Origin of the sequence: Salinispira pacifica (assembly GCF_000507245.1) — a bacterium.
In the GTDB taxonomy this organism is placed as follows: domain Bacteria; phylum Spirochaetota; class Spirochaetia; order DSM-27196; family Salinispiraceae; genus Salinispira; species Salinispira pacifica.
Genome location: NC_023035.1, coordinates 1,586,422 through 1,608,650 on the forward strand (window position 1 = coordinate 1,586,422; position 22,229 = coordinate 1,608,650).

The window sequence follows — 22,229 nt, forward strand, 5'->3', positions numbered from 1 at the left end:
CCGGGGGCTCACTCCGCCAATATCAGCATACAGAACCGTCATCTTCAATGTAGCAGGAATCGGACTGGAACTTTTCCCATTCTGCCTTGTACTCCTCCATCTCCCGAATGAAGCCGTATATTTCATCCACGTTTTTATATGTCTTTCCGTCCTCCTCGAGGAATACATCCACCTTGTTCTTCAACTCCCTGTTGTATGCCAAGGAGATGCGCTGCAGCTCCTCTTCAATCTGATCTGCCTGAGGATCATTGGGACGACGGTAAATATTAATCAAAATTCCTCCTGACGGCGGTTCGGTTGGGCGAAATGCGGACCGGGGCTGCCCTTTATGCGCGCATGGAGACGTCCCGACGAAGTTCCGAAATGAGACGGAACACATTCCGCTTCTGGTATGAAACATAGAAATATCTTCTGAAACCGGCAACAATGAATTTGCAGGAAAACGGATATCAGAATAATATATTCTTCGGAGTGTCGCCCATGAATCCGGGAACCGGGGAGAGCCGCTTACACCTTGTCTGTTATTCTGATTACTGTTATTCCGATTACGTTCCCGTTCCCGCAGCTGCGTCCGGTTAATATCCTATTATACCTGTGTATCTGCTTGCGGATTCGAGTTTTGCGAAAATTTGTATACCCGGCGCACAGGGAATATCGGCGGAAAAGACATGATTGTCGGATCGGCTCATTGTGATTCTCCGGCTGCCCTGAAGGCTGACGAACGCATCTTCAGCTCCCGGTATATGAATTCTCAATGTCTTGCGTTCATCACTCCGCATATCCATGGCAGGGTCGGATAGAAGCCTGGCGCTTCCTTCATAGTACCCGCTGTACAATTCCGGTAGGAGGATATGCTCCACACGGGCAGCGATAATACCTAGTTCCATAATGAAGCGGCTTTCCGGGGTGGTCCCCGACTTGGCAAAAATCTGCAGGGTCTGTTCTCCCTCAGATTCTGGGGCGAGATACACCCGGGTTTCTTCACTGTCAGCCTCGATGAAAATACCGTTCCTGCTTCTAACTCCTGCCGAGTCCACCCAGTGAGCTGAAAACCCATAATCCGAAACTCCGGGCAGGGCGAAAGACGAATAATCCCGGAGCTGCATTACCCTCCCGAGATTTGAAGGAACTGTGCTGTATATATCAAAATAGGCCCCCCGTATGAAGGGCAGGTTGGTGAATTCCGAGGTTGATATTTTTTCAGCAAGAAACTGATATCCCGGCCTTGAGGGAAGCCGTGAATATATTGCCTGTTCAGGGTAGAGAAACAGATAATCGGTGGAGTAGTCATCGCTGTCCCATGTAACATCGATAATATACCGGCTGCCCTTAACAGTTAGCACATTCCATGCGTGGTTGGATTCGGAAGGATCTTCACGGGCAAAACTGCCGCTTCCGATTCCTCTGGCGTATCCCGATACTGTAATGACATTCAGCCCCATTTTTCGTCCGATGTAACTGAAACTGTCCGCATATCCCTGACAGACCGCAGTTCCCCTGCGTAAAACTGAGATGGGATTCTGAGTTGGAACATTGCCGCTGCGAAATCCACGGTAATCATAGCTCAGGTGCAGCGCCAATACGTCATGTAGAAGTCTGGCCTGCACCATGGGGTCATCATCGGCGGTGCGCAGATACTCGGCTAATCCCTCTATGCCTTCATCCATATCGGATTGAAAAAGCGGTGAGTAGCGGCCTAGTGCATCGACTGCCCTTGGATCCGGGACCCCGTTACGGAAACGAAGGTTATCCGCCCGGTTCTCAGGATTATCCGAGAGGGAAAAATCAGCAGCTCTCTTTTCATCAGAATCTGCGGCGACGGGATGGGCCTGGTCTCCGTTCTCACGTGAAGCATCAGGACTTTCAATCGGGGTTGACTCCGATTGACGGGCTCTCTCGGATCCGTATTCCGGAATGTTCAGAGTATCCCTGAGAAACCTGTCAAAACTCTCGCCCAACGATCCCATGCTCTCGCATGAAGTCAGCAGCATTGCCATAGCTGAAATCAACAGGCACAACCGTTTCAAAGAGCACCTCCGAACGATAATAATAAACCATGCTCATAATATAGAGAAATTAACCATATGTTATCATAGCAATTTCCCGACGGCAATATGTTATGATGCAGCATTCGCGTAATCTGTTACATTGTATTAGGATGTATGCATTGCAGAGTTGGTGGGAGATGCTGTATCCGGGGGGATCGTCCCACAGGAGGTGCAGTTGTGAATTATCTTGCAGTTTCCAGGGAGCAGGAAGCCAGGCACGTCCGGTTGTTGAACAGGGCCGGAGCGTGGTGCGGATCCGCCTACGATGACCGTACAAGCTGGCTGATGGCCTGCATGGCGGAACTTGCCTATGTGAAGTTCAATCCCGGCCTTCTTTCAGATCCTGTGAGTGAAGAGCTGGTTTCACGGCTGGAGGGCAGGGTGAAGAAGATGAGCCGGGGGAAGTTCCGGAAGTTCCTTCAGGATCAGAATTACGATCACCGGGCACAGGAGGCCCTCCTTCGGGAAAGTCTTGGGAAACTGGGCTTCACTCTGGAGGGGACATTCGACACTGAAGGAATCCAGGCATTTCTAGCCCGTTGGGATGACCGGCTGGTACTGAGCTTTCGGGGTACTGAGCTGGACGTTTTCAGAGATATCAAGCGGAACCTCCGGGTCTCCGATATGGCCCGGGAAGGAGATACCCGGCTGCACCGCGGATTTCTTGAGGGTGTACAGGCGGTGCAGTATCAGATTGAGCAGATGCTGAAGAGCAACGGGAACCGGGACCTGCCGCTGTTTATTACCGGTCACAGTCAGGGCGGAGCCCTGGCCGCCATTGCAGCGGGGCGGATTCAGCATGCCGGTGGGATCGCAGCCTGCTACAGTTTCGGTGCTCCCCGGTTTTCCAACATGTTCTGGGTCCGGAACCTGAAAACGCCTCTGTACAGGGTGGTGAACGCCGCAGATGCGGTTCCTTTGCTGCCTCCCCGGCGGGAGATCGTGTTTATTCTGGCCTGGTTTGTGAAGCTGATACCTTCGTCCGGGGATGACCTGCATGAAAAGCTGATTTCGGCGCTGGGTCAGTACTCCCATGTGGGGGATATGCGGTATCTGAGCAATTGCCCTGCAGCCGAGTACGGCGGGGTGCGGCTGCTGCATCATACCAGTACACTGTACCGGCTCAAGGCGGCGTTTACCATGCTCCGTTCGCCGAAAATTTTCCTGCGGGATCATTCCATCCGGATTTACAGGGAAAAGCTGTTGGTCATTGCCGAGCGCCGGCTATCCGATGGCGCCGGGGACCAATGACAGCCCGGCGCAGATGATATACCGACGGAGAAGCTGTAACGTCGCAGATCGCAGACGAGAGACCCGCGCAGAAAGCAGATCAGGCAGCGGCGCAGAAAGCAGGAAAGAGTCCGGGCTTAAGAGTATCAGTGGTTAAAGTTTTCCAGGCGGATATGTTCTTCGGTCACACCCTGCGCAATCACCATGCTTTTCAGCGATTCCACAAAGCCTTCCGAGCCGCCGATAAAGCACTGCAGGTTCTGCATATCTGCTTGGTTTGCAGCCTCCGCTGTGCCCCCGGTCATGAGCCGACCAAGAGTTTCCGGGATCTCCTTCCGTCCGATGTAATGTACCGAACGCTGCAGTGAATCACGGCGAACCGCCTCATCAATATCTGAAGTGAACAGATAATTCCGTCCCACATACATGAGAGACCATGGGTTGACCAGCCCCGTCTGATCAATGTGGCGGATGAGGCTGCGGAAGGGGGTGATGCCGATGCCGCCGGCGATAAACAGCAGTCGGTCGCCGGAGCGGATGTGATCCAGGGTAAACTCTCCCTTGATTCTGAAAAGCCGCAGTTCGTCTCCCACCTCTGCTTCAGCGAAGCGCTGCTTGAAAGGAGTGCGGGAGCTGAGATCCATGGAGAACACCAGTTCACCGTCTTCCGGGGTGGAGGCGATGGACATGTGGCGCACCATTCCTTCACCCAGGCCGCCGCCTGGAGCCATAAGATGCACATACTGGCCGGGAACAAAATGAAACCCCTGGGGGATTTTCAAGCGGTAGGTGTAGGTATTGTCGAACTCCCTGGTGATGCTTTCTATGTTTCCCCGAAGCATGTTGAAAAAGGGTTTATTGAATCCCGGGGTGAGCTCGAGGCTGTTTGTATTGTGAAGCTTTATCATAATCGCTATCCATCTGATCTATGCTGATATTATTCCGGTGAACGGCGCATCCGTTCACCGATCTATGTTGAGTAGAATAGTCAAAAAACGGTTGACAGTAAAGAGGGTTGACAAAACATAATAGGTTATATAAAAATATAACAGGTTATATAATATGAATGAAGAACTAGAGTATCAACGCAGCATTTTCGGACATCTGTTCAGAACCGCCAATATTCTGCAGATCTTTCTGGATCGGGGATTGGAGGGGGAGGATGTAACTTCCAAGCAGCTGTTCCTGATGATCGTGGTGGGCAATTTCGGAGAGAAGGGGCCCACGGTGACCCAGGCGGCGGAGAAAGCCGGAAGTTCGTATCAGAATGTGAAGAAACTGGCGCTTCACCTGGAACGCAGCGGATATCTGCGTATTGTCAGCGATGAGGACGACAGGAGGGCGAAGCGGCTGGTTATGACCCGGCGGGCCAAAGACTTCTGGCAACAGCGGGAGCAGCAGGACGCCCGGAACTTCATGGAACTGTTCCGGGACTTTCGGTTCGGCGAACTGGAGAAGTTCAACGAGTATCTGCTGCGTTTGGAATCACAAATAGAAAAATCAATAAGGAAGGAACAATGAAATTCACCCCCTTGAGCATCGTACTGATTATTCTGGCAGCGGCGGCCGGTTTTATTCTGATATGGAAACAGGTGAACGGCCTCACAACTGCCTACACCCGGCAGCGAAACGCTTCGCTGTCCTCGGTTCCCGAAACCGATCAGCAGATCACCCGGGCCGACCTGGACGGGCTGCCCCCGGCTCTGCAGAGGTTTTTCGATTATTCGCAAGTTGTGGGAACACCACGGGTGCGCCATTTCTCTGTCGATTTCAGCGGAAGCATGCGGATGGAAGAGGACGGCGATTGGCTTCCCATCCGGGCCCGTCAGCATACTTTTGTAGATGAGGGGCGCAGGCTGTTTCTCATGAAGATGAAATACCGGGGACTTCCCATGGTGGGGTATCATCATTATTCGCCGGGGGATGCATACATGACCATCCGCATTATGGATCTGATCACGGTTGTACATAATCAGGATGACTACATGATCAAAGGGGAAACGGTCACCTGGTTCAACGATCTGTGTCTCATGGCTCCCGGGGCTCTGCTGGATGCGGATGTGCAGTGGGAGGCGATTGACTCCCGCCAGGTGAGAGGCCGGCTCACACGCAACGGCGTGACAGTGGAAGCGGTGCTCACCATTGACGATAATGGGCGCCTGGTGAACTTTGTATCGCCGGACCGCTATGCGGCCAATAACGACGGCAGTTATGACAATGTGCCCTGGTCCACTCCCATGCACGGTTTTGAGGAGGTGAACGGATACAAGCTCTCAACTGAAGGCTCGGGTATTTGGCATTATCCTGACCGGGAGAATGAGTATATCCGACTGAAGATTGAAGATGTGTTGATCAATCCGGCGAAGTAGGTGATTGGTTCTTTTGGCCCGGCTCTTGGTTGATTCGGCCGGGCCTCTGTTCGTCACGGCCCGGCATCTGTCTGCTACGGCCGGGCGCATCCATGTTCCGACTGGGCTTCTGTCTGTTACGGGCCGGCATTTGTCTTTTACGGCCGGGCTCATCCATGGCAAACAGCAGCACTGCGGCGGATATCAGCCCCGCCGATGCAGCCGTCAGCGGTGCTGCCGGGAGGCTCACTGCCGCGGCTACTGATCCGGCAATCAGGGGGCCGGTGAGCCGGCTGGTATCGGTGACAAAACGCCATATACCCAGGAACTCGGCTGCCGCGTTCTTCGGGGCAAGGTCTGAGCTGATGGTCATGTTGATGCCGCTGCCCAGCCCGTTGGAAAGGCTCATGAGAAGGTAGACCCCGGCCAGAGCCGCCGGAGTGAGAGCAAGAGGCATGAGGGCCATGCTCAGGGCAAATCCCAGGGTGCAGGGAACCGCCGCCCATTTGCGACCCGCCCTGTCCAGGGTAATCCCTGCGGGCACCACCATTGCGGTTTCCACCATTCCCCCGGCACTGGTAAAGCCTCCGATCAACAGGGCGGACATGCCGATGCTGTCGGCCCAGAGGGGGAATATCAGATTCCGGGAAATCCGCAGCAGTTGAAGACCGCCGATACCGATCATGGCCGCAACAATGTTCCGCCCGTTTTTCGCAAAGGTTTCCTTAAGCACCGATGCGGCGGGAGCCTGGCCGGATTCCAGGTAGCTTCCGTCCTTCATCATCACCAGAAGTAGTACCAGCGCCGATGCGAAAAGGAAAGCCTGTACGCCGTACAGCACCCGGAATCCCAGAAACTGGATAATCAGTCCGCCCAGCGCAGGGGTGGCGATCCGTGCAACCCTCATGATGCCTCCCATAAAGGCCAGGGTCCTGCCGCGGTAGCGCCGGGGAATGTTTTTTCTGATATATGCCAGCCTGCCGATTCCCCATGCCGACACACACATTCCCATGAAAATGCCGATACCCAGCAGCTGCCAGGGCCGGGTGGCCGCCGCCTTGAATATCCCGGTGAGAACCAGCCCCCCAACCGCGGCGATCATGAAGGGCTTCTCCCGGATCTTACCCCCGATCCAGCCTCCGGGCAAATCGAAAAGGAGGCTGCCGATACCGTTGCCCGCGGCAATCAGACCGATCATTGCAACCCCGGCTCCCAGATCCCTGGACCAGAGAACATTGAACGACATGGTGAGGGATGCGCCCAGCTGCACCAGGAGACTGGGGAGGTAGATGGCCAGACTGGTTCGGATGATTTCCCGGTTTTTCATGTGCCGCCAGTATAGCAGTATTTCCCCGGGACGGCACCCAACGGCGCTGTGAAAAAGGACCTCCGAATAGTTTGACCACCTGGTCACATTCGCCGGGAGGGTTTAATTTTGCCGGTCCGGGAGCTTGGCTCACGGGGCACGGGGCACGGGGCATGATCTGCTCCCTCCGTTAGAAATATCAACACTTAAAATCCTGAGTAATTTGATAAAGAACTTGCGGCACGGTATCCTTATAGTTGGGAGAAGTACTATGCGAAAAGCACATATCCTTTTGGTGGATGATGATAATAGCATTATAGAACATATGAGGCTCATACTTCAGGATTATTACCGTGTGAGCACCGCTTCCAGCGGGGTGCAGGCCATCCGTGCTGCAATGTCCCAGGACGCACCTGACCTGATCATTCTGGATGTGCTGATGCCTTCCATGGACGGGATGGAAACCTGCATGGCACTGAAGAATAATGCTCTGACCAGGCACATCCCAGTGATATTCCTTACCGGGATTGAGGATCAGCAGAAGGCCGTTGAAGGCTTCGCAGTGGGGGCTGCGGATTACATCCGAAAGCCTATCAATAAAGACATCGTGAGAGCCCGGGTGAACTCTCAGCTGCGGCTCTTCAACGAGGCACGGCACCTGGAAGAACTGGTCCAGGAGCGCCTTACAGAAACGGTAAAAGCCCAGGGCGAAGTGATCCAATGCCTGAACCGAATCTGCGAACAAAGAGATTACGAGCCGGTGGAGCACACCATCAGGGTGAGCAAATACACCGGTATTATCGCCAAACACTACGGATTGAAGCCGGAAATTATTGAGATACTCAAGCAGGCCTCCAAACTCCACGATATCGGGAAGGTGTACCTTCCCGACAGACTCCTGGGCAAAGTGGGTAAGCTGAGCGATGAAGAGCGTGAAGAGATGAAAAAGCATACCGTATACGGCGAAGAGATACTTGCCGACGGAGAAACCACTCTCATGCGAAACGCCTGTCAGATTGCCGGGAACCACCATGAGCGGTGGGACGGAAAGGGTTATCCCCGGGGAACTTCCGATACGGATATCCCCCTGGCTGCCCGGATGGTGGCCTTGTCTGACGTGTTCGATGCCCTGACCAGCGTCCGTCCTCACAAAAAAGCCTGGGCTCTGAATACGTCCCTGGCATATATCCGAAAGGAAAAGAACGCACATTTCGACCCCCAAGTGGTGGATGCCTTCGAACGGGGCCTGAATGAGATTAAAACAGTGTACAAGACTGACCGGGAAAAGATACAAGAAGAGATATCACAAGAGAAAACAGGCTGAACAGGAGAAAAAGATGTCCCGCTGGAAGCACCCCGACCCAATGAGCATGTTGGCCGAAGCCAATAAAAATACCGCCATGGAAACATTGGGCATAGAAATTACCTGCATTGACGAAGACGGCTTATGGGGCGAAATGCCCGTGGATAACCGGCACAGGCAGCCGGCAGGATTACTCCATGGCGGAGTAACCTGCGTGCTGGCGGAAACCCTGGGCAGCTACGGTTCATGGCTTTTGGTGGATTCAGAAAGATATCAGGTTGTGGGCCAGCAGATCAGCTGCAACCATCTCAGACCCGTACGAGAGGGGCGGGTGAAGGCGTTCGCCCGGACCGTCCATGTGGGACGGCGCAGCCACCTCTGGGATATCAGCGTATACAACGGCACGGAAAAGCTGGTGGCTACAAGCCGGCTTACCGTGGCAGTGGTGGACCGGCGCTAAAGAAACGCCACCATAAAGGCCGACATAAAAGCCGACAGAAAAGCCGCCGCAGAAGGCAACCAGAAAAGCAGCCAGCAGACCGCGACACAGCCGGAGACCGCGACACAGCCAGCAGACCGCGACACAGCCGGGCCGAAAAAAAGCACCCCTAGCTAATGTGACCAGGTGGTCAAATTTAATAGGGGCTTTATTTCCCGATAAATTTGGTAGATACTTATCCCAGAGAAGTTTCTTGATCTGCAAATCAATTCCCCGGGGGTGTGTATGTCTGTTATATCGAGTCTGGATTTCCGCAATAACAGGAAGCAACTGTTTACATCTTATATGCTACGTCTACTCGGGGTGGGGCTGTTCGGTGGATGTCCAGCCAACCTTCACAGGCGTTGTATTCTGATGATGGGGATATCACCCGGGCTCACCTGGACGGTCATTGAATCCGATTTTGCCGCACTGGAGAATTTTCCGGATATGGATACGCCCATGGAAGGAAGCATCGGCTTTGAGGGAGTTGAAGCGGAGCTGCGGATCGCCGTTTCCTTGTCTCCGGAAGGCGGCGGTTGGTGGTTCAAAGTAAGGAAGAGAGTAATGAAGGAAACAGAAAAGGTTGCCCGGGCGGTTTCCCGGATTGAAGCGCTTCTGAAAGTGGAGCGCCGGGAATACGAGGATGCGATTCGGGCGGAGAGTGAGGACCGGCCTCCTTCGGTGGAGGATAATTTTACCGGGATGATTATTGAATGGGATTTGCCCGCAGTCATAGAGGAGTTTTTGGGGGAGATACAGAAGCGCACACCTGCATCCATGGATGAACTTCTGGATTTTGTGCACAACCGTACCCTTGAGCTGGAGGAGCAGAGCGGCAGTATCCGGGGAATAACAGATGGAGAGCCTGCTGCAGCATCCATTTCGAAGCAGCTCTTTGTGTGGTATGTGGCCCAGGACAGGATTATCCAGGCCATTGAGTCCCCGGATTTACCTGCAGAATAACAAGCAGTGTAAGAAATATAGTCCCAGATGACCCCGGATACCGGTATATCAGACCGGATCAGAAACCGCGGATCGGCACGGATAGCCACGGATGGTACGGAAGTTCGCCGATGGTATCATGTGGCCGAGCGCACATCAGCGGTAATTTTTCCCACTTTTCCCTTGCGCAGTTTCTGCCTGAGGATGTTATAATCTATTCAGGCGGATATGTAAAAAATGAGTGATATACTATGAATGTCGAACAACAGCTTGATCGGATCCAAAAGGTGCACGGAATTGATTTCGGATTGTTTGTGCTGGCGGTTCATGCCTTTGCAGAGGGGGTAATGAATGCCAGGATGGGGAATTTCGAGGAGCACAAGTATCTGGATGCCAACGGCAAGGAGCTTGACCCCAGTTTTTACAAGAAAGTGGGGATCTACGCCGATTTTCTGACCGCAAGCTACGGCTGGAATACCTTTCATGAATTCCGATCCATAAAAGATACCTACAGTTTAAGCAATGAGGTGCGTCATAAATTTGCCCAGCTCACCATGGATGAGGTGCGCAGCAGTATTCACTCCCTGCGGAAGTTCTGCCGTTTGAGCCGGATCAGTTCACCTGTACTTGAGTCACTGGGGGATGAGCTGGAGGAGTGGCAGAGTCGGGTGAGTGCCGACGAGCTGCAGCAGGAGCTTGAGTTTCTCAAAGGCCATAATGTCCGCCTTATTACCCAGTTGAAGGAAGTAAAAGAGAAACAGAAGGAGTCCGCCGGGCTGGCTCAGGACGCCGGGAGGCTGCGCCATGAGCTTGAAGAAAAGGAGCGCAGGCTTGCCGAGATTGAGGCAACATCCGCAGACCGAAAGGACCGTATAGATGAGCTTCGCCGGGAGAGGAGGGAGCTGCAGGAGCGCCTGAAGGAGACAGAGGAGAAACAGGGTAAGCTTGAGAAGCTTCGAGCCGCTGAGGATGAGGTTCTTCGGATGTCACTTCTCACCCGCAGCAGGCGGGATTACGAGGAGAGTTTTTTCCGTCTTTCCGATGAGCAGGCTTCCGCCCTGAAGGCGATACGCGGAGGGGGGAGCTATCTGATTAAGGGCGGAGCGGGTAGCGGAAAATCTGTGGTGCTCCTCCAGGCTCTGCGGGAGCGGATAGAGGATGTCCGTTCCCAGACGGATATGTTTGCAGACCCCGACACTCTCATGGATGCGGGTTTTGCCCTGTTGACCTTCACCCGTACCCTGGTGAAGTACAATGAGTATGTAAGTTCAATTCTAAAGATTGCCTCCCAGCCGGTGTATATGGCAACGGTGGATCAGTTTATTCATGATCTGTTCAGGCGGGAGTATCCTGATGTGGGTATCAGATACGATAAAAAAGATGTGGTGCTTGAGGAGCTGGCTGAGCTGCGGGATCTGCACGATCCTTCGGACTCTCTGAAGCTGGAAGATGAGGAGCTTTTCACGGAGATTGATGCCTATATTTGGGGTTACGCCCTCAGCCGGGAAGAATATGTCGACGCCATGGTGTCCCGTTCGGGACTGCGGAAGCGGCTGAACGGATCCTCCAGGGAGCTGGTGTGGATGATTCAGCAGGATCTTGCCCGTAAGCTGCCTGAGCTGATGTTTGTAACACGGAATCTTGCATGCAGACTGCTTCTTGAGAGTGGCGGTAACCGAGCTGCCGACAGGGTGTTCAGCGCGTTGTTCATAGACGAGGTGCAGGATCTTGATCCTGTGGTACTGAGGCTGATGAGTTTCCACGCCCGGGATGTGGTGCTGGCAGGAGATACGGGGCAGTCTATTTACGGGCTGCGTTCCCCCTATGTGCGCGCGGGGCTGGATTTCCGGGGCAGAAGCCGGGTGTTAAAGACGAATTTCAGAAATACGTTGCCCATGGTGAGGCTTGCCCAGTCGTTCCGTTCCAGGATGGCATCAGCATTGCATGAGAATACAGAACAGTCGGCGGGTTCTGCAGCAGGAGATGAGTATGTATCGGCTGCCCTTCGTCCCGGCCCTCCGGTGGAGTTTTTTCAGGGTTCGAAGGATGCGGCCAAGCAGGTGCTTGTTGAGCGGCTTCACTACTATCTGGATGTTCTGAATTACGATGCGGAGAATGTGTGTATTATCGCCCCCTACACCCGGCTTTTGGGTCATTTGAGAGATAAGGTTCTGGCTCCGGAAGGGATTGACGGGGTGGATGTGAAGCGAGGCAGTACGGACGGCGATGCCCGGGAGTTTGATTTTGAAGCGAGCCGCGGAGTGCGGCTGGTAAGTATGCACTCGGCAAAGGGTCTGGATTTTCCAGTGGTGATTCTGTACGCACAGCATTTTGAGGCACCGGGGGGAAGTGATTTGAGCGATGAACTGAGAGAGGAGATCAAGGGGAATTTGCTGTATGTAGCTGTTACCCGGGCTCTTGATCATGTTGATGTAATTGCCCTGGATGGTTTCGGAACCGCTGGTGCGGAGAAGCTGCTGCTGGATTCGATTCATGAACAGCAGGCTGTGTAGGCCGCGGAAGCAGCAACAGGTTTTATGTTCACAACTGGTTTCGGGTTTTCGGTGAGTTCAGGATTGATGCTAAACCAGGATTCGCCGGTGGGGTATTTGCTGAACTTTGCCGGGAAGAGGGTTGTGTTGAAGCGGTTGGTGTTGGGGTATTCATGACGACGTTTTCTAATAATTCAGGATGGTTTTAGATGGCAACCTCTCCGTATTTCGAGCATTTGTTAACCAAAGCTATTGAGGAGAGAATTCATTCTCATCCTGATCCAGCTTTGGCTGCTGTTGAACGAATTGATGAAGATGCTTTCACGTCCCTTGCCCAACAATATGCTCGTTCACTGCTGAGACTTGCCTTTTCTGAAACCGGTACCTTGGAACGCTCACGAGAGTTGTTGTCTCGGCTTCAAAATCTCATTGCTGAATATATCCCAGACTGGCAGCCAGATGAATTGATAGGTTCCGATAGCGGTAAGCATGAACTTCTGCGTGCATTGTTCTCTCCTCAGGATACATCCAAGAATCAGGTGAAAGAGCGGGTTCATAACGAGGTTCCCGTTTTAGGTTTCACTCTCCCTGGCTTATTTACAGGAACGAATTCTGCATTATCATTGGTAGATGAATTAAAGAGAGAAATACAAAGTGCAAGTGAGATTAATCTCATTATATCATTTATCCGGTGGTCAGGGTTGAAGCTCCTTTTGCCGTCACTGGAGCAGGCAGTCCAGCGAGGTGCTCCGGTGAAAGTGTTGACAACTGTGTATCTGGGCGCAACTGAAAATAGATGTATTCAGGAATTTTCCCGTATAGGTGCTCAACTGAAGATTTCGTTCAATACGTTCCGTGGCCGGCTGCATGCTAAATCGTGGATTTTCCAAAGAGATAATAATTTCAATGTAAATGGTTCATACGATGGTAATCTTGGGACAGCTTACGTCGGTTCAAGCAATGTAAGCCGCGATGCGCTTCAGGATGGAGCAGAATGGAATATTAAAATCACACAACGGGAAGTCCCCGGAGTGTACTCTGAACTTAGAGAAAGTTTCTCAGCTCTCTGGGAAGATCCTGAGTTCGAGATGTACTCAGAATCTGATAATGAGCGAGTTAAAGAGGCATTAGCCGCTGCACCTTATATTAAGGACTCATTGCGTTTAAGCGACCTGCCTGCTGACCTGCGCCGACAGGTTTTAGATTATTATAAAAACAGGAAAAACCGCTCTTACAGTGAGACTGTGGAGGAGAGTATCGGCAGCCTTGTTCGCCCTTTCGCATTTCAAGAAGAAATACTGGAACGAATACGGTCGGAACGTAAGGTGCATAACCGTTTCAGGAATTTAGTTGTAGTCCCAACAGGTGCGGGGAAAACGATGATTGCCGCCTTTGATTATAAGCGAATTTGTGATGAGGCGAATTCTCAGCCCAGACTTCTATTTATTGCTCACAGAGAGGAACTGCTTTTTCAAGCCCGGCGAAGCTTCAGACAGGTGCTGGGCGGATATAACAGCTTTGGTGAGATCTGGAAGGCCGATGTTGAACCATCAAAATGGCAGCATGTTTTCGCAAGTATTCAAACAATCCATAGAAGACGAGATGAATTGCTCCAAAGATGGCCAGATTTGGATTGGTTTGAATATGTTGTTATTGATGAAGCCCATCATGGAGCTGCCGAATCGTATCGATTTGTGGTTGATCAGATAAAAGCCAAATGGTTATTGGGTCTTACCGCTACTCCTGAGAGGATGGATCTGAGTGATATTTCCCAGGATTTTGAGGGTCGGTTTGCCGCGGAAATGCGTTTAGCTGAAGGGATTCGAAAAGGCTTGCTCTCACCTTTTCATTATTTTGGAATTGGGGATGATACACCGGATTTGAGCTCAGTAAGGTGGAACGGCAAGTATGTACTTAATGATCTTGAGCGGAAGTTGGTGAATGAACCCTATGCAGATGCAGTTATTTCATCGGTAAAAAAGATCACTGCTGATTACCGTCAAGTTCGTGCGATTGGGTTTTGTGCGAGTATTGTTCAGTCGGAGTTTATGGCCCGGCATTTTTCTCAACACGGACTCCAGTCAATCTCATTGAGTTCTGTGAGTCCTCAGGTCGATAGGGAACGGGTAAAACAGATGCTGACTGATGGAGATATTCAGTATGTGTTTACTGTCGATCTCTTTAATGAAGGTGTGGATATTCCCGCGGTTGATACCGTGCTATTTTTACGCCCTACAGAGAGTCTTACGATTTTTCTTCAACAGCTGGGACGGGGGCTTCGAAATTTTCCGGGCAAGGATGTATTAACAGTAGTTGATTTTGTGGGGAATGCTCACCAAAGCTATGACTTTACCCATAAATTTCGAGCAATGCTAGGCTGCACCAGCACACAAGTCCGGGGAGAAATTGAAAATGATTTTCCATCACTACCTACGGACTGTGCAATTGTCTTGGATGAAAGCAGTCAAAACCGAATTCTTCAGCACATCGAGATGCAGATCCCCAAGACTCGTTCCCGACTACTGGATCTTATCAATCAGTACGACAATATCACGCTTCCAACGTTTTTGCATGATAGCGGCTTTGACCCGGAATTTCTGATCTACAAAGCCGGTCTCTGGTATCAAATTCAAGAAGAGTTGGCGAATCCGGAGTATTTTCCCTCGAAGATGGAAACTATCTTCAAAGAGTTCATCCTGAACGCTGTTCTCCAGCTGAACAGTATCTCTGTATGCCAAAGATGGAAAGATGCAATCACCGCCAGTTTACATACACAAACTCTATCCAATGACGGTACCTGGCTTTGTTACGAAATTCTTCGGAATAGGAAGGGCAGCCAAAGTCCGTGGAAACGGCCTGAGGATCTTTGGGCATGGCTCTTCTCTAATTCTAAGCGAATCCAAGAACTGATGTTCTGGCTTTCATATCAGGAAGATAGAATCGAAGTGATGGAAGAACCTATGTCTGATCTCACACTACCAGGTGCTGCAGTGTTGAAGCATTTCGCCGCATATACCTGGCCCGGAATCAAATGGGCGTTTAGACAATCGGACTGGGAAAAATCTCCTGTAGAGCAGGGTGGGGTAAATCAGATAAAGGACAATGAAGGGAAAATCATTCTCCGATACCTTATGATTACAGTTCACAAGAAAGAGAACCTGTTCAGTTCCGAAACCATGTATCAGGACTGGGCGTTAAACAGAGATGTGTTCCAATGGGATTCGCCGAACAGTTGGACGCCGTCCAAAGGCCAGGGGAAAACCTTTTTACAGCAAATTGAACGCGGTGTGCCTCTCTATGTATTTGTTCGAGAGACAAAGCAGGATGAATACAGACGTGCTTTACCGTTTATTTTTATGGGACCGGTGCACATTGTACCAGACAGCGCGAAAGGAGAGTATCCTTTCAGTTTGCGTTTGCATCTGGAAAAAACTATGCCTGTAAGCGAATTTCGCAGGTTATGTATGCCAGTTGCCGGATAATACACAGAAATTGAGCGTAGCAGAGTTCACTTGAAACGGTAGTATGAGGGCTTCGATCAACACATTTTATTCCGGATGTAATTCAACCGAAGGAAAGTTTAGCGAGTATGCATAAGGGAAATGTAATTTTTCACGGAGAACAGCTTCCATACTCTTCACGAATTTGCATTAGCTGTCTTCAGCAGATGTTTAAGCACACCGCTGCATCGTATAAATATATCTATTTTCTTTCGATCCTTGATGTACTGGAAGAAAATAGTTTTGAATCCCCTGTGATAAGCCTCGATGATGTACTGGTAAGGATGTTGGTTAATGCCTGGTATCCTCATGTGTATTTCAAGCTCAACTTTGGAGTGGGTGATAGAATCGCCCACACAATTGATGCGCTTTGTTTGGCAGAAATAGAGCTGCCCATTCAAAGCAATAGCTCAAATGAGCTGTCGATGATTATTCGATCAAAGAAATATCAGAACAATAATCTATTAAATATGGTTCCATATCGGATATTGTCGCCATTTTTCAGAGATGAATTACAGGGAATCAAGGATTCAGATCGAAACCGACTGATAGCCCAGCTTGCCGAACGACTGTTTGAAAATCGCCGACCGCTTTATATGTTTATCGATAATGCAACCAAGGTCATTGTTCACCATGATTGGATGTTGTATCTATACGAGAATATCGGACTGGTGAGGGCTTTCACAGCATGGAATTACCTCGATTATATGCAGCGTCGGAACCCTTCTGTCCCCAATATCAAGGATAAACTGTTTCCCCCGGTCGCCCGAAATAGTCTGTCTAATCAAACCACATATTGGAAGATTGCTTTAGGACATAGCAGGATCCGTTGTATTTACTCCGGGAATATACTCAATGAAAATACTATGAGCCTGGACCACTTTATTCCCTGGTCCTTCGTCGCTCATGACCAAATGTGGAATTTGCTGCCTGTTGAAAAGAATATTAATTCCTCAAAATCAAACAGATTGCCTTCCATGAAAAAGTATCTCAATCCGTTTATTGAGCTTCAGTTCGCAGGTCTTCAGGCAATTCACAGAAATTCCAATGACAATGTGTGGAGGAAGGTCACAGAACCCTATGTTTCGGATCTAAATATTCCAAAAGACAATCTCTTCCAGATAGAGAGTTTCGGCAGGGCCTTAAAACAGACCATAATACCCCTTGAAACGATTGCAAGGAATCGCGGCTTTGCTGGAGATTGGGTATATAAAGGCTAACACTTCTTGTTTTGAAAAAAAGCTCATTGAACTGCCCCGGACAAGTCGGACTGGCGGAGCACAAATAACGCCAGAATTGTGTATAAAAAAGCAATATTCATAATTTCACAGGAGTCTGTGTTCAGGTCCGGGATGTTGCCAATCCCGATCAGAACTCAGGTCCTGTTATGTTTTACGGCGCCCGGGCAGAAATGCACTCGAGTATACCGTAAGCTTTCAGCCGCTCCCCATCCGGGAGCGGCTTTTTGGGGGCCTGGTGTATGGACTTTGCCGTAGTCTTTCCCCCGCAATATGGCAATCATCTTCCCGTGGAAGAATACCTGAAGTTTACTGTCTTTGATCCCCTTTGTAGTCGAAGGGCTGCTGCTCTGCGCGTATGTTTCTTGTGTCTTCCAAAGATGATCCTTCACTTTATTCGTATGATGTCAGCCTTGGAGCTTTTCTCTGCGCTGCCGTTTGGTCCACATGTCCAGAATGACTGCCAGAATAAATATGGTTCCTGTGATTACCTGTTGGACGTATGATGATACGCCGGTGAGGTTCAGTCCGTTTGCTAGTACGCCCATGATCAGGGCGCCGGCGACTGTGCCAAGACTGGTTCCGGCTCCCCCCATGAGGGAAGCTCCACCCAGCACGGTTGCCGCAATTGCCTGGAGTTCCAGGCCCACCGCTGCCTGGGGCTGGGCGCTCCACAGACGTGCGGTCAGGAGTATACCTCCCAGGGCTGCCGTTCCTCCGCTGAAGGCGTACGCCCCCAGTTTCACCAGCCGGATTTTCACACCGGCCAGACGTGCTGTTTCTTCGTTCCCTCCCAGGGCATATAGGTGGGCGCCGAAGGGAGTACTCTGGAGAATAACGGTGCTCAGCAGCAGCACAAAGAGGAGTACCAGTGCGGTAACCGGTATCGGTCCGATGGTTCCGCCGAAGGCGGTATAAAAGTCTCCCAGGCCGGAGATGGGGCTTCCCTGGGTGTAGAACAGCGTAAGCCCCCGGGCGATGGCCATCATGGCAAGAGTTGCTACGAAGGGCTGCAGGCGTCCGAATACGATAAAACCTCCGTTCACCAATCCAATGAGAACGCCGAGGAGTATGGCCCCCAGCATGGCAATAGGGGCGGGTACTCCCATGTTTACGATCATGCCGGCGGAGATGGCTCCGGTAAGGGCCACCAGGGATCCAACAGAGAGGTCGATTCCCCCGGAAATGATGGTGAATGTAACCCCGATGGCCACAATGGCAAGCATCGAGGATTGGTCCACAATGTTCAGCAGGTTGCCGAATCTGAGAAACCTGGGGGAGAGAAGGGAAAACAAAATGATGAGCCCCAGCAGAATGAGCAGGGTGCTGTATTTGGCGGCAATTTTTCCTACGCGGTTCATGATGCTTCTCCTCCTGCTGCAGCTTTCTGCATGATGGCGTCCTGGGTTGCTTCCAAACGGTCAAACTCTCCGGATATCCGGCCTTCTTTCATAACGATGATGCGGTCCGCCACTCCCAGAAGCTCGGGCAGTTCGGATGATATCATAATCACTCCCACTCCCTGGGCTGCCAGCCTGCCGACGATGGAGTGGATCTCCGACTTGGCTCCCACATCGATGCCACGGGTGGGTTCATCCAGAATCAGTACCGACGGGTTCAGGGCAAGGCAGCGGGCGATAATCACTTTCTGCTGATTCCCCCCGGAGAGATTGCGTATCTGCTGCATCTGGGTGGGGGTCTGTATCCGGAGGCGCTGGATGTAATCTTTTCCGATGGATACCAGTTTGCTTTTGGTGATAATACCGATCCGGAACAGCCGTTCAAGTATGGATATAACCATGTTATCCCGCACGCTCATCACCGGGAACAGGGCTTCGGCCTTGCGGTCTTCAGGCACAAATGCAAAGCCCCTGCGCATCATCTCCCGGGTGGATCCAAGCCGAATCTCTACGCCCTTGAAGTACGCCTTCCCCTTATATACGGGATCGATACCCATCAGCCCCCGGATCATTTCCGAACGGCCTGCGCCGACCAGACCGGCAATGCCTACAATTTCTCCGGATTTCACACTGAAGCTTGCATTGAAGAACCGTTCACCGGTGAGATTTTCAACTCTCAGCACTTCCTGTCCGATTTCCGCCTCGTGCTTGGGAAAGAAACTGTCCAGCTCCCTTCCCACCATGTGGCGCACGATCTCATCCTCGCTCAGATCTTCCGTTGCGGCGGTGTGCACCGTCTGACCGTCACGCAATATGGTAACCGTATCGGTGATGGTAAACACTTCTTCCAGGCGGTGGGAGATATAAATGATGGTGATGCCTTTGGTTTTCAGATTACGGATTATGCGAAACAGGATTTCCGTTTCCCGGTCGGTGAGGGAACTGGTGGGTTCATCCATGATAATGACCCGTGCATTCAGCGACAGCGCCTTGGCGACTTCAACCATTTGCTGCTGGGCGATGGAGAGGTTGGCCATAATCTCCGTTGGTTCAACGTTCACATCGATGGTGCGGAGAATCTCCCGGGTCTGTTCATGAAGTTTGGGGTAATCGATAAGCAAACCGCCGAATTTCCGGGGTTCCCTTCCCAGGTAGATGTTTTCCGCAACACTGCGGTAGGGGACCACCGCAAGTTCCTGGTGGATCATGCTCACGCCTCTGGCCTGGGAGTCTGATGGACCCCGGAAATCTACCTGTTCACCGAAGAGTTCCAGTACGCCGTCATCCTTGGGCTGATCGCCGGAGATGATTTTCATGAGGGTGGATTTCCCTGCACCGTTTTCCCCAACCAGCGAATGTACAGAGCCTGCTCGGACATCGAAAGATACGTTTTTCAGTGCGTGTACGCCGGGAAATCTTTTATCGATACCCTGTATTCGGAGGGCATATTCCATTGTTACGACTCCTTACAGCATCAAAACCTGGAGGCTTTGCCTCGTTGCAGCTGTGCAGGTACTCCGATTCACAAACCGGAGCACCCGCACAGCCGTCCGGAACGTCTGTTTTGAACGTTCCGGATGCCTGCGTTTCTATCTACTGGGTTACCAGCATGAGAGCTACCGGGATGTAATCTTCCACGGTTTCTCCCTGCAGATACGATACCGCAGTCCGGAGGCCGGTGGACCCGATTTCTTCCGGACGCTGTGCCACAGTTGCGGCCAGTCGGCCGTCTTCAACCGCAGCCACTGCATCATCAACTGCATCGAAGCCCACAAAGACAATGTCGTCAGCCCGGCCTGCAGCTTCAGCTGCCTGAATTGCGCCGAGAATCATTTCATCGTTGTGTGCGAATACCCCGTCAATATCAGACTGAGCCTGGAGTATATTCTGGAATACGTTCAGACCCTCGGTTCTGTTGAAGTTGGCGGTCTGGGCGGCCACAACGGATACATCTGAATTGGCTCCCACAATATTATTGAAACCTTCGCCCCTGTCCCTGGCCGCTGAGGTTCCAGGAATGCCCTGGAGTTCAACTACAGAACCGCTTCCGCCGATGGCTTCAACCAGGTATTCACCTGCCATTTCACCGCCGGCGACGTTGTCGCTGGCTACATGGGCTACCACGTCTCCGCTGCTCGCTCCCCGGTCCACGGTGAACACCGGAATGCCTTCAGAATTGGCCCGCTGTACGCTGGGAACCACCGCATCCGAGTCGGTGGGGTTGATGAGCAGTGCGTCCACGCCCCGCTGAATCAAATCCTGGATGTTGCTTGCTTCCCTGGCCGGGTCATCCTGGCTGTCCACCACGATCAGTTCCACACCCAGAAGATCGGCTGCATCCTGTGCGCCGTCCCGGAGGGTTACGAAAAACGGGTTGTTGAGGGTGGAGACCGACAGGCCGATTACGATTCCGCCATCAGCCGCTTCACCCTGTCCTTCGGCCATGGCTGTTCCGCTGATTAGCAGCAGCATTGAAACGACGAGTATAAAAATGCGTTTCATGTGTTCCTCCTTAAGAACATTTCTCTACGATTCCTACCGAATCGTATATTGAACTTTGTTTATCTTTCCCTCTGCCGGGAAAGCCCGTGCAGCAGCAAGGCTGCAAGGATGACACCGCCCTGAAGAATCTGGGAAAAGAACGGTGAGATATTCAGTATGTTGATGGCATTGGCAATAATGGCCATGAGGATCGCTCCCAGAAATGTGCCTGACAGAGATCCTTCCCCGCCGCTGAGGGCCGCACCCCCAACCACCACCGCAGCAATGGCATTCAGTTCATAGGTAACCCCCATAACCGGCTGGGCAGAGTCCAGGCGGGCAACGAGAATCATACCCGCCAGAGCTGCCAGCAGTCCCGAAATGGCATACACCGAGATGGTGGTTGCCCGAACCGGCAGTCCCGCAAAGCGCGCCGCTTCGGCGTTGTTCCCGATGGCATAGATGTATCTGCCCAGCATGGTTTTATTGAGAATGAAGCTGCCGCCTACAAACACTGCAGCGGTTATCCATATGGGAGTGGGGATGCCGAAAAGAGATGAGGTGCCCATTGCAAGAAATCCTTCCGGTAGTCCGGTGACCGGTCGGCCGCCGGAGTAGCTTAGAGCCAGCCCCCGGGCCAGGGTCATGGTTCCCAGTGTGGCTATGAACGCAGGAATCTTGACGATGGCTACCAGAAACCCGTTCACCATACCCAGCAAAGCCCCCAGCAGGAGACCCAGAATCACGGCAAGAGGAACCGGAACCCCCGTCTGGAGAATGCTTGCAGTCACCACTGCGGTAAGAGCGAGCACAGATCCCACTGAAAGATCGATCCCTGAGGTAAGAATTACCTGGGTCATGCCGGCGGCGATAATCGCATTCACTGAAGCCTGCAGCAGCAGGTTCAGCATATTGCGGACCGTCATAAAATGGGGTGAAAGGCCGGTAAGCACGGCCATAAGAAAGAGGACTGCAAAGAGAAGTCCGAACTTTTTCAGAATCAGACGGACGTTTATGCGTGATTCCATTAGAACACCACTCCGGAATACAGGATGATATTGGCGAACGGTCGTGCTTCGCCGCTGCGGACAATTGCTTTTGCGTCTACGGTTTCGGCTTTGAATTGTTCATGGGTAATGTAGCTGACGGGAATGTCGTCCAGGATTGAGAGTATTGCATGGTGAAGTTCCGGGCTCTTTTCACGAATCTCTTCCGCCAGCACTGCCCGTTCAACCTCAAGCTCCTCCAGTGTGGAACGAAGTACATCTTCAAATGCAGGTATCCCCTTTCTCAGCGCAAGATCGATGCGGCGGGTTTCCCGGGGAATGGGCAGTCCGGCATCACAAATAACCAGTGAATCGGTATGTCCCATGGAAGCAATTGCATCCGAGAGGGGCCTGTTCAGAATCCCGGTTCGTTTCATATGTTTACATCCTCTTCTATACCGTATTGAATTACCG

The 22,229-nt window shown here is 51.8% G+C and carries 18 protein-coding genes; 9 read left to right on the forward strand and 9 right to left on the reverse strand.

All coding sequences use genetic code 11. The annotated features are described in order from the left end of the window. Positions 1-22: 22 nt before the first annotated feature. On the reverse strand, positions 23-274 hold the full coding sequence (locus L21SP2_RS07035; RefSeq protein ID WP_024267809.1) for a hypothetical protein: 252 nt from the start codon (positions 272-274) through the stop codon (positions 23-25). A 301-nt stretch (positions 275-575) separates the two neighbouring features. Next, positions 576-1,997 (reverse strand): transglutaminase domain-containing protein, encoded by a 1,422-nt coding sequence (locus tag L21SP2_RS07040; protein WP_081719504.1) that lies wholly within the window; start codon positions 1,995-1,997, stop codon positions 576-578. A gap of 228 nt (positions 1,998-2,225) precedes the next feature. Here L21SP2_RS07040 and L21SP2_RS07045 point away from each other — a divergent pair, with 228 nt between their 5' ends. Further along, the gene (locus L21SP2_RS07045; protein WP_024267812.1) at positions 2,226-3,299 is read left to right on the forward strand and encodes a lipase family protein; all 1,074 of its coding nucleotides are present in this window, start codon (positions 2,226-2,228) and stop codon (positions 3,297-3,299) included. Between the two features lie 125 nt (positions 3,300-3,424). Here the strand turns inward: L21SP2_RS07045 and L21SP2_RS07050 are convergent, their stop codons facing one another. Further along, a complete protein-coding gene (locus tag L21SP2_RS07050; protein ID WP_024267813.1) occupies positions 3,425-4,186 on the reverse strand; it encodes a ferredoxin--NADP reductase in 762 nt (253 codons plus the stop codon). 154 nt (positions 4,187-4,340) lie between these two features. On the opposite strand from L21SP2_RS07050, the gene L21SP2_RS07055 reads away from it, so the two are divergent. Both L21SP2_RS07055 and L21SP2_RS17060 read left to right on the forward strand, forming a co-directional pair. Further along, a complete protein-coding gene (locus tag L21SP2_RS07055; RefSeq protein WP_024267814.1) occupies positions 4,341-4,799 on the forward strand; it encodes a MarR family winged helix-turn-helix transcriptional regulator in 459 nt (152 codons plus the stop codon). Continuing rightward, positions 4,796-5,647: a DUF6544 family protein gene (locus tag L21SP2_RS17060; protein WP_024267815.1), complete on the forward strand. Its 852-nt coding sequence runs from the start codon at positions 4,796-4,798 to the stop codon at positions 5,645-5,647. The genes L21SP2_RS07055 and L21SP2_RS17060 overlap by 4 nt, the downstream gene beginning before the upstream one ends. Here the strand turns inward: L21SP2_RS17060 and L21SP2_RS17065 are convergent. Further along, complete coding sequence (locus L21SP2_RS17065; RefSeq protein ID WP_024267816.1) at positions 5,631-6,953, reverse strand: MFS transporter; 1,323 nt, start codon at positions 6,951-6,953, stop codon at positions 5,631-5,633. The two genes, L21SP2_RS17060 and L21SP2_RS17065, sit on opposite strands and share 17 nt — an antisense overlap. 250 nt (positions 6,954-7,203) lie before the next feature. Here L21SP2_RS17065 and L21SP2_RS07070 point away from each other — a divergent pair, with 250 nt between their 5' ends. From L21SP2_RS07070 to L21SP2_RS07095, 6 genes are all read left to right on the forward strand, one after another. Further along, entirely contained in the window at positions 7,204-8,256 is a 1,053-nt protein-coding gene (locus L21SP2_RS07070) for an HD domain-containing phosphohydrolase (protein WP_041401308.1), read from the forward strand. A gap of 13 nt (positions 8,257-8,269) precedes the next feature. Next, a complete protein-coding gene (locus tag L21SP2_RS07075; RefSeq protein ID WP_024267819.1) occupies positions 8,270-8,695 on the forward strand; it encodes a PaaI family thioesterase in 426 nt (141 codons plus the stop codon). Positions 8,696-8,959: 264 nt separating this feature from the next. Then, positions 8,960-9,679, forward strand: a complete 720-nt coding sequence (locus tag L21SP2_RS07080) for a hypothetical protein (RefSeq protein ID WP_144082954.1) — start codon at positions 8,960-8,962, stop codon at positions 9,677-9,679. Between the two features lie 230 nt (positions 9,680-9,909). Further along, a complete protein-coding gene (locus tag L21SP2_RS07085) occupies positions 9,910-12,171 on the forward strand; it encodes a UvrD-helicase domain-containing protein (RefSeq protein ID WP_024267822.1) in 2,262 nt (753 codons plus the stop codon). A gap of 188 nt (positions 12,172-12,359) precedes the next feature. Next, positions 12,360-15,632 (forward strand): DUF3427 domain-containing protein, encoded by a 3,273-nt coding sequence (locus tag L21SP2_RS07090; RefSeq protein WP_024267823.1) that lies wholly within the window; start codon positions 12,360-12,362, stop codon positions 15,630-15,632. 107 nt (positions 15,633-15,739) lie between these two features. Continuing rightward, positions 15,740-16,870, forward strand: a complete 1,131-nt coding sequence (locus L21SP2_RS07095; RefSeq protein WP_024267824.1) for an HNH endonuclease domain-containing protein — start codon at positions 15,740-15,742, stop codon at positions 16,868-16,870. A gap of 425 nt (positions 16,871-17,295) precedes the next feature. On the opposite strand, the gene L21SP2_RS07100 is transcribed toward L21SP2_RS07095, so the two are convergent. From L21SP2_RS07100 to rbsD, 5 genes are all read right to left on the reverse strand, one after another. After that, the gene (locus L21SP2_RS07100; RefSeq protein WP_024267825.1) at positions 17,296-18,249 is read right to left on the reverse strand and encodes an ABC transporter permease; all 954 of its coding nucleotides are present in this window, start codon (positions 18,247-18,249) and stop codon (positions 17,296-17,298) included. After that, entirely contained in the window at positions 18,246-19,742 is a 1,497-nt protein-coding gene (locus tag L21SP2_RS07105; protein WP_024267826.1) for a sugar ABC transporter ATP-binding protein, read from the reverse strand. Before L21SP2_RS07105 ends, L21SP2_RS07100 begins: the two co-directional genes overlap by 4 nt. Positions 19,743-19,881: 139 nt before the next feature. Further along, positions 19,882-20,790: a ribose ABC transporter substrate-binding protein RbsB gene (rbsB, locus tag L21SP2_RS07110; RefSeq protein ID WP_024267827.1), complete on the reverse strand. Its 909-nt coding sequence runs from the start codon at positions 20,788-20,790 to the stop codon at positions 19,882-19,884. A 59-nt stretch (positions 20,791-20,849) separates the two neighbouring features. Beyond that, the gene (locus L21SP2_RS07115) at positions 20,850-21,797 is read right to left on the reverse strand and encodes an ABC transporter permease (protein ID WP_024267828.1); all 948 of its coding nucleotides are present in this window, start codon (positions 21,795-21,797) and stop codon (positions 20,850-20,852) included. Continuing rightward, the gene (gene rbsD / locus L21SP2_RS07120; RefSeq protein ID WP_024267829.1) at positions 21,797-22,192 is read right to left on the reverse strand and encodes a D-ribose pyranase; all 396 of its coding nucleotides are present in this window, start codon (positions 22,190-22,192) and stop codon (positions 21,797-21,799) included. Before rbsD ends, L21SP2_RS07115 begins: the two co-directional genes overlap by 1 nt. Positions 22,193-22,229 lie beyond the last annotated feature (37 nt).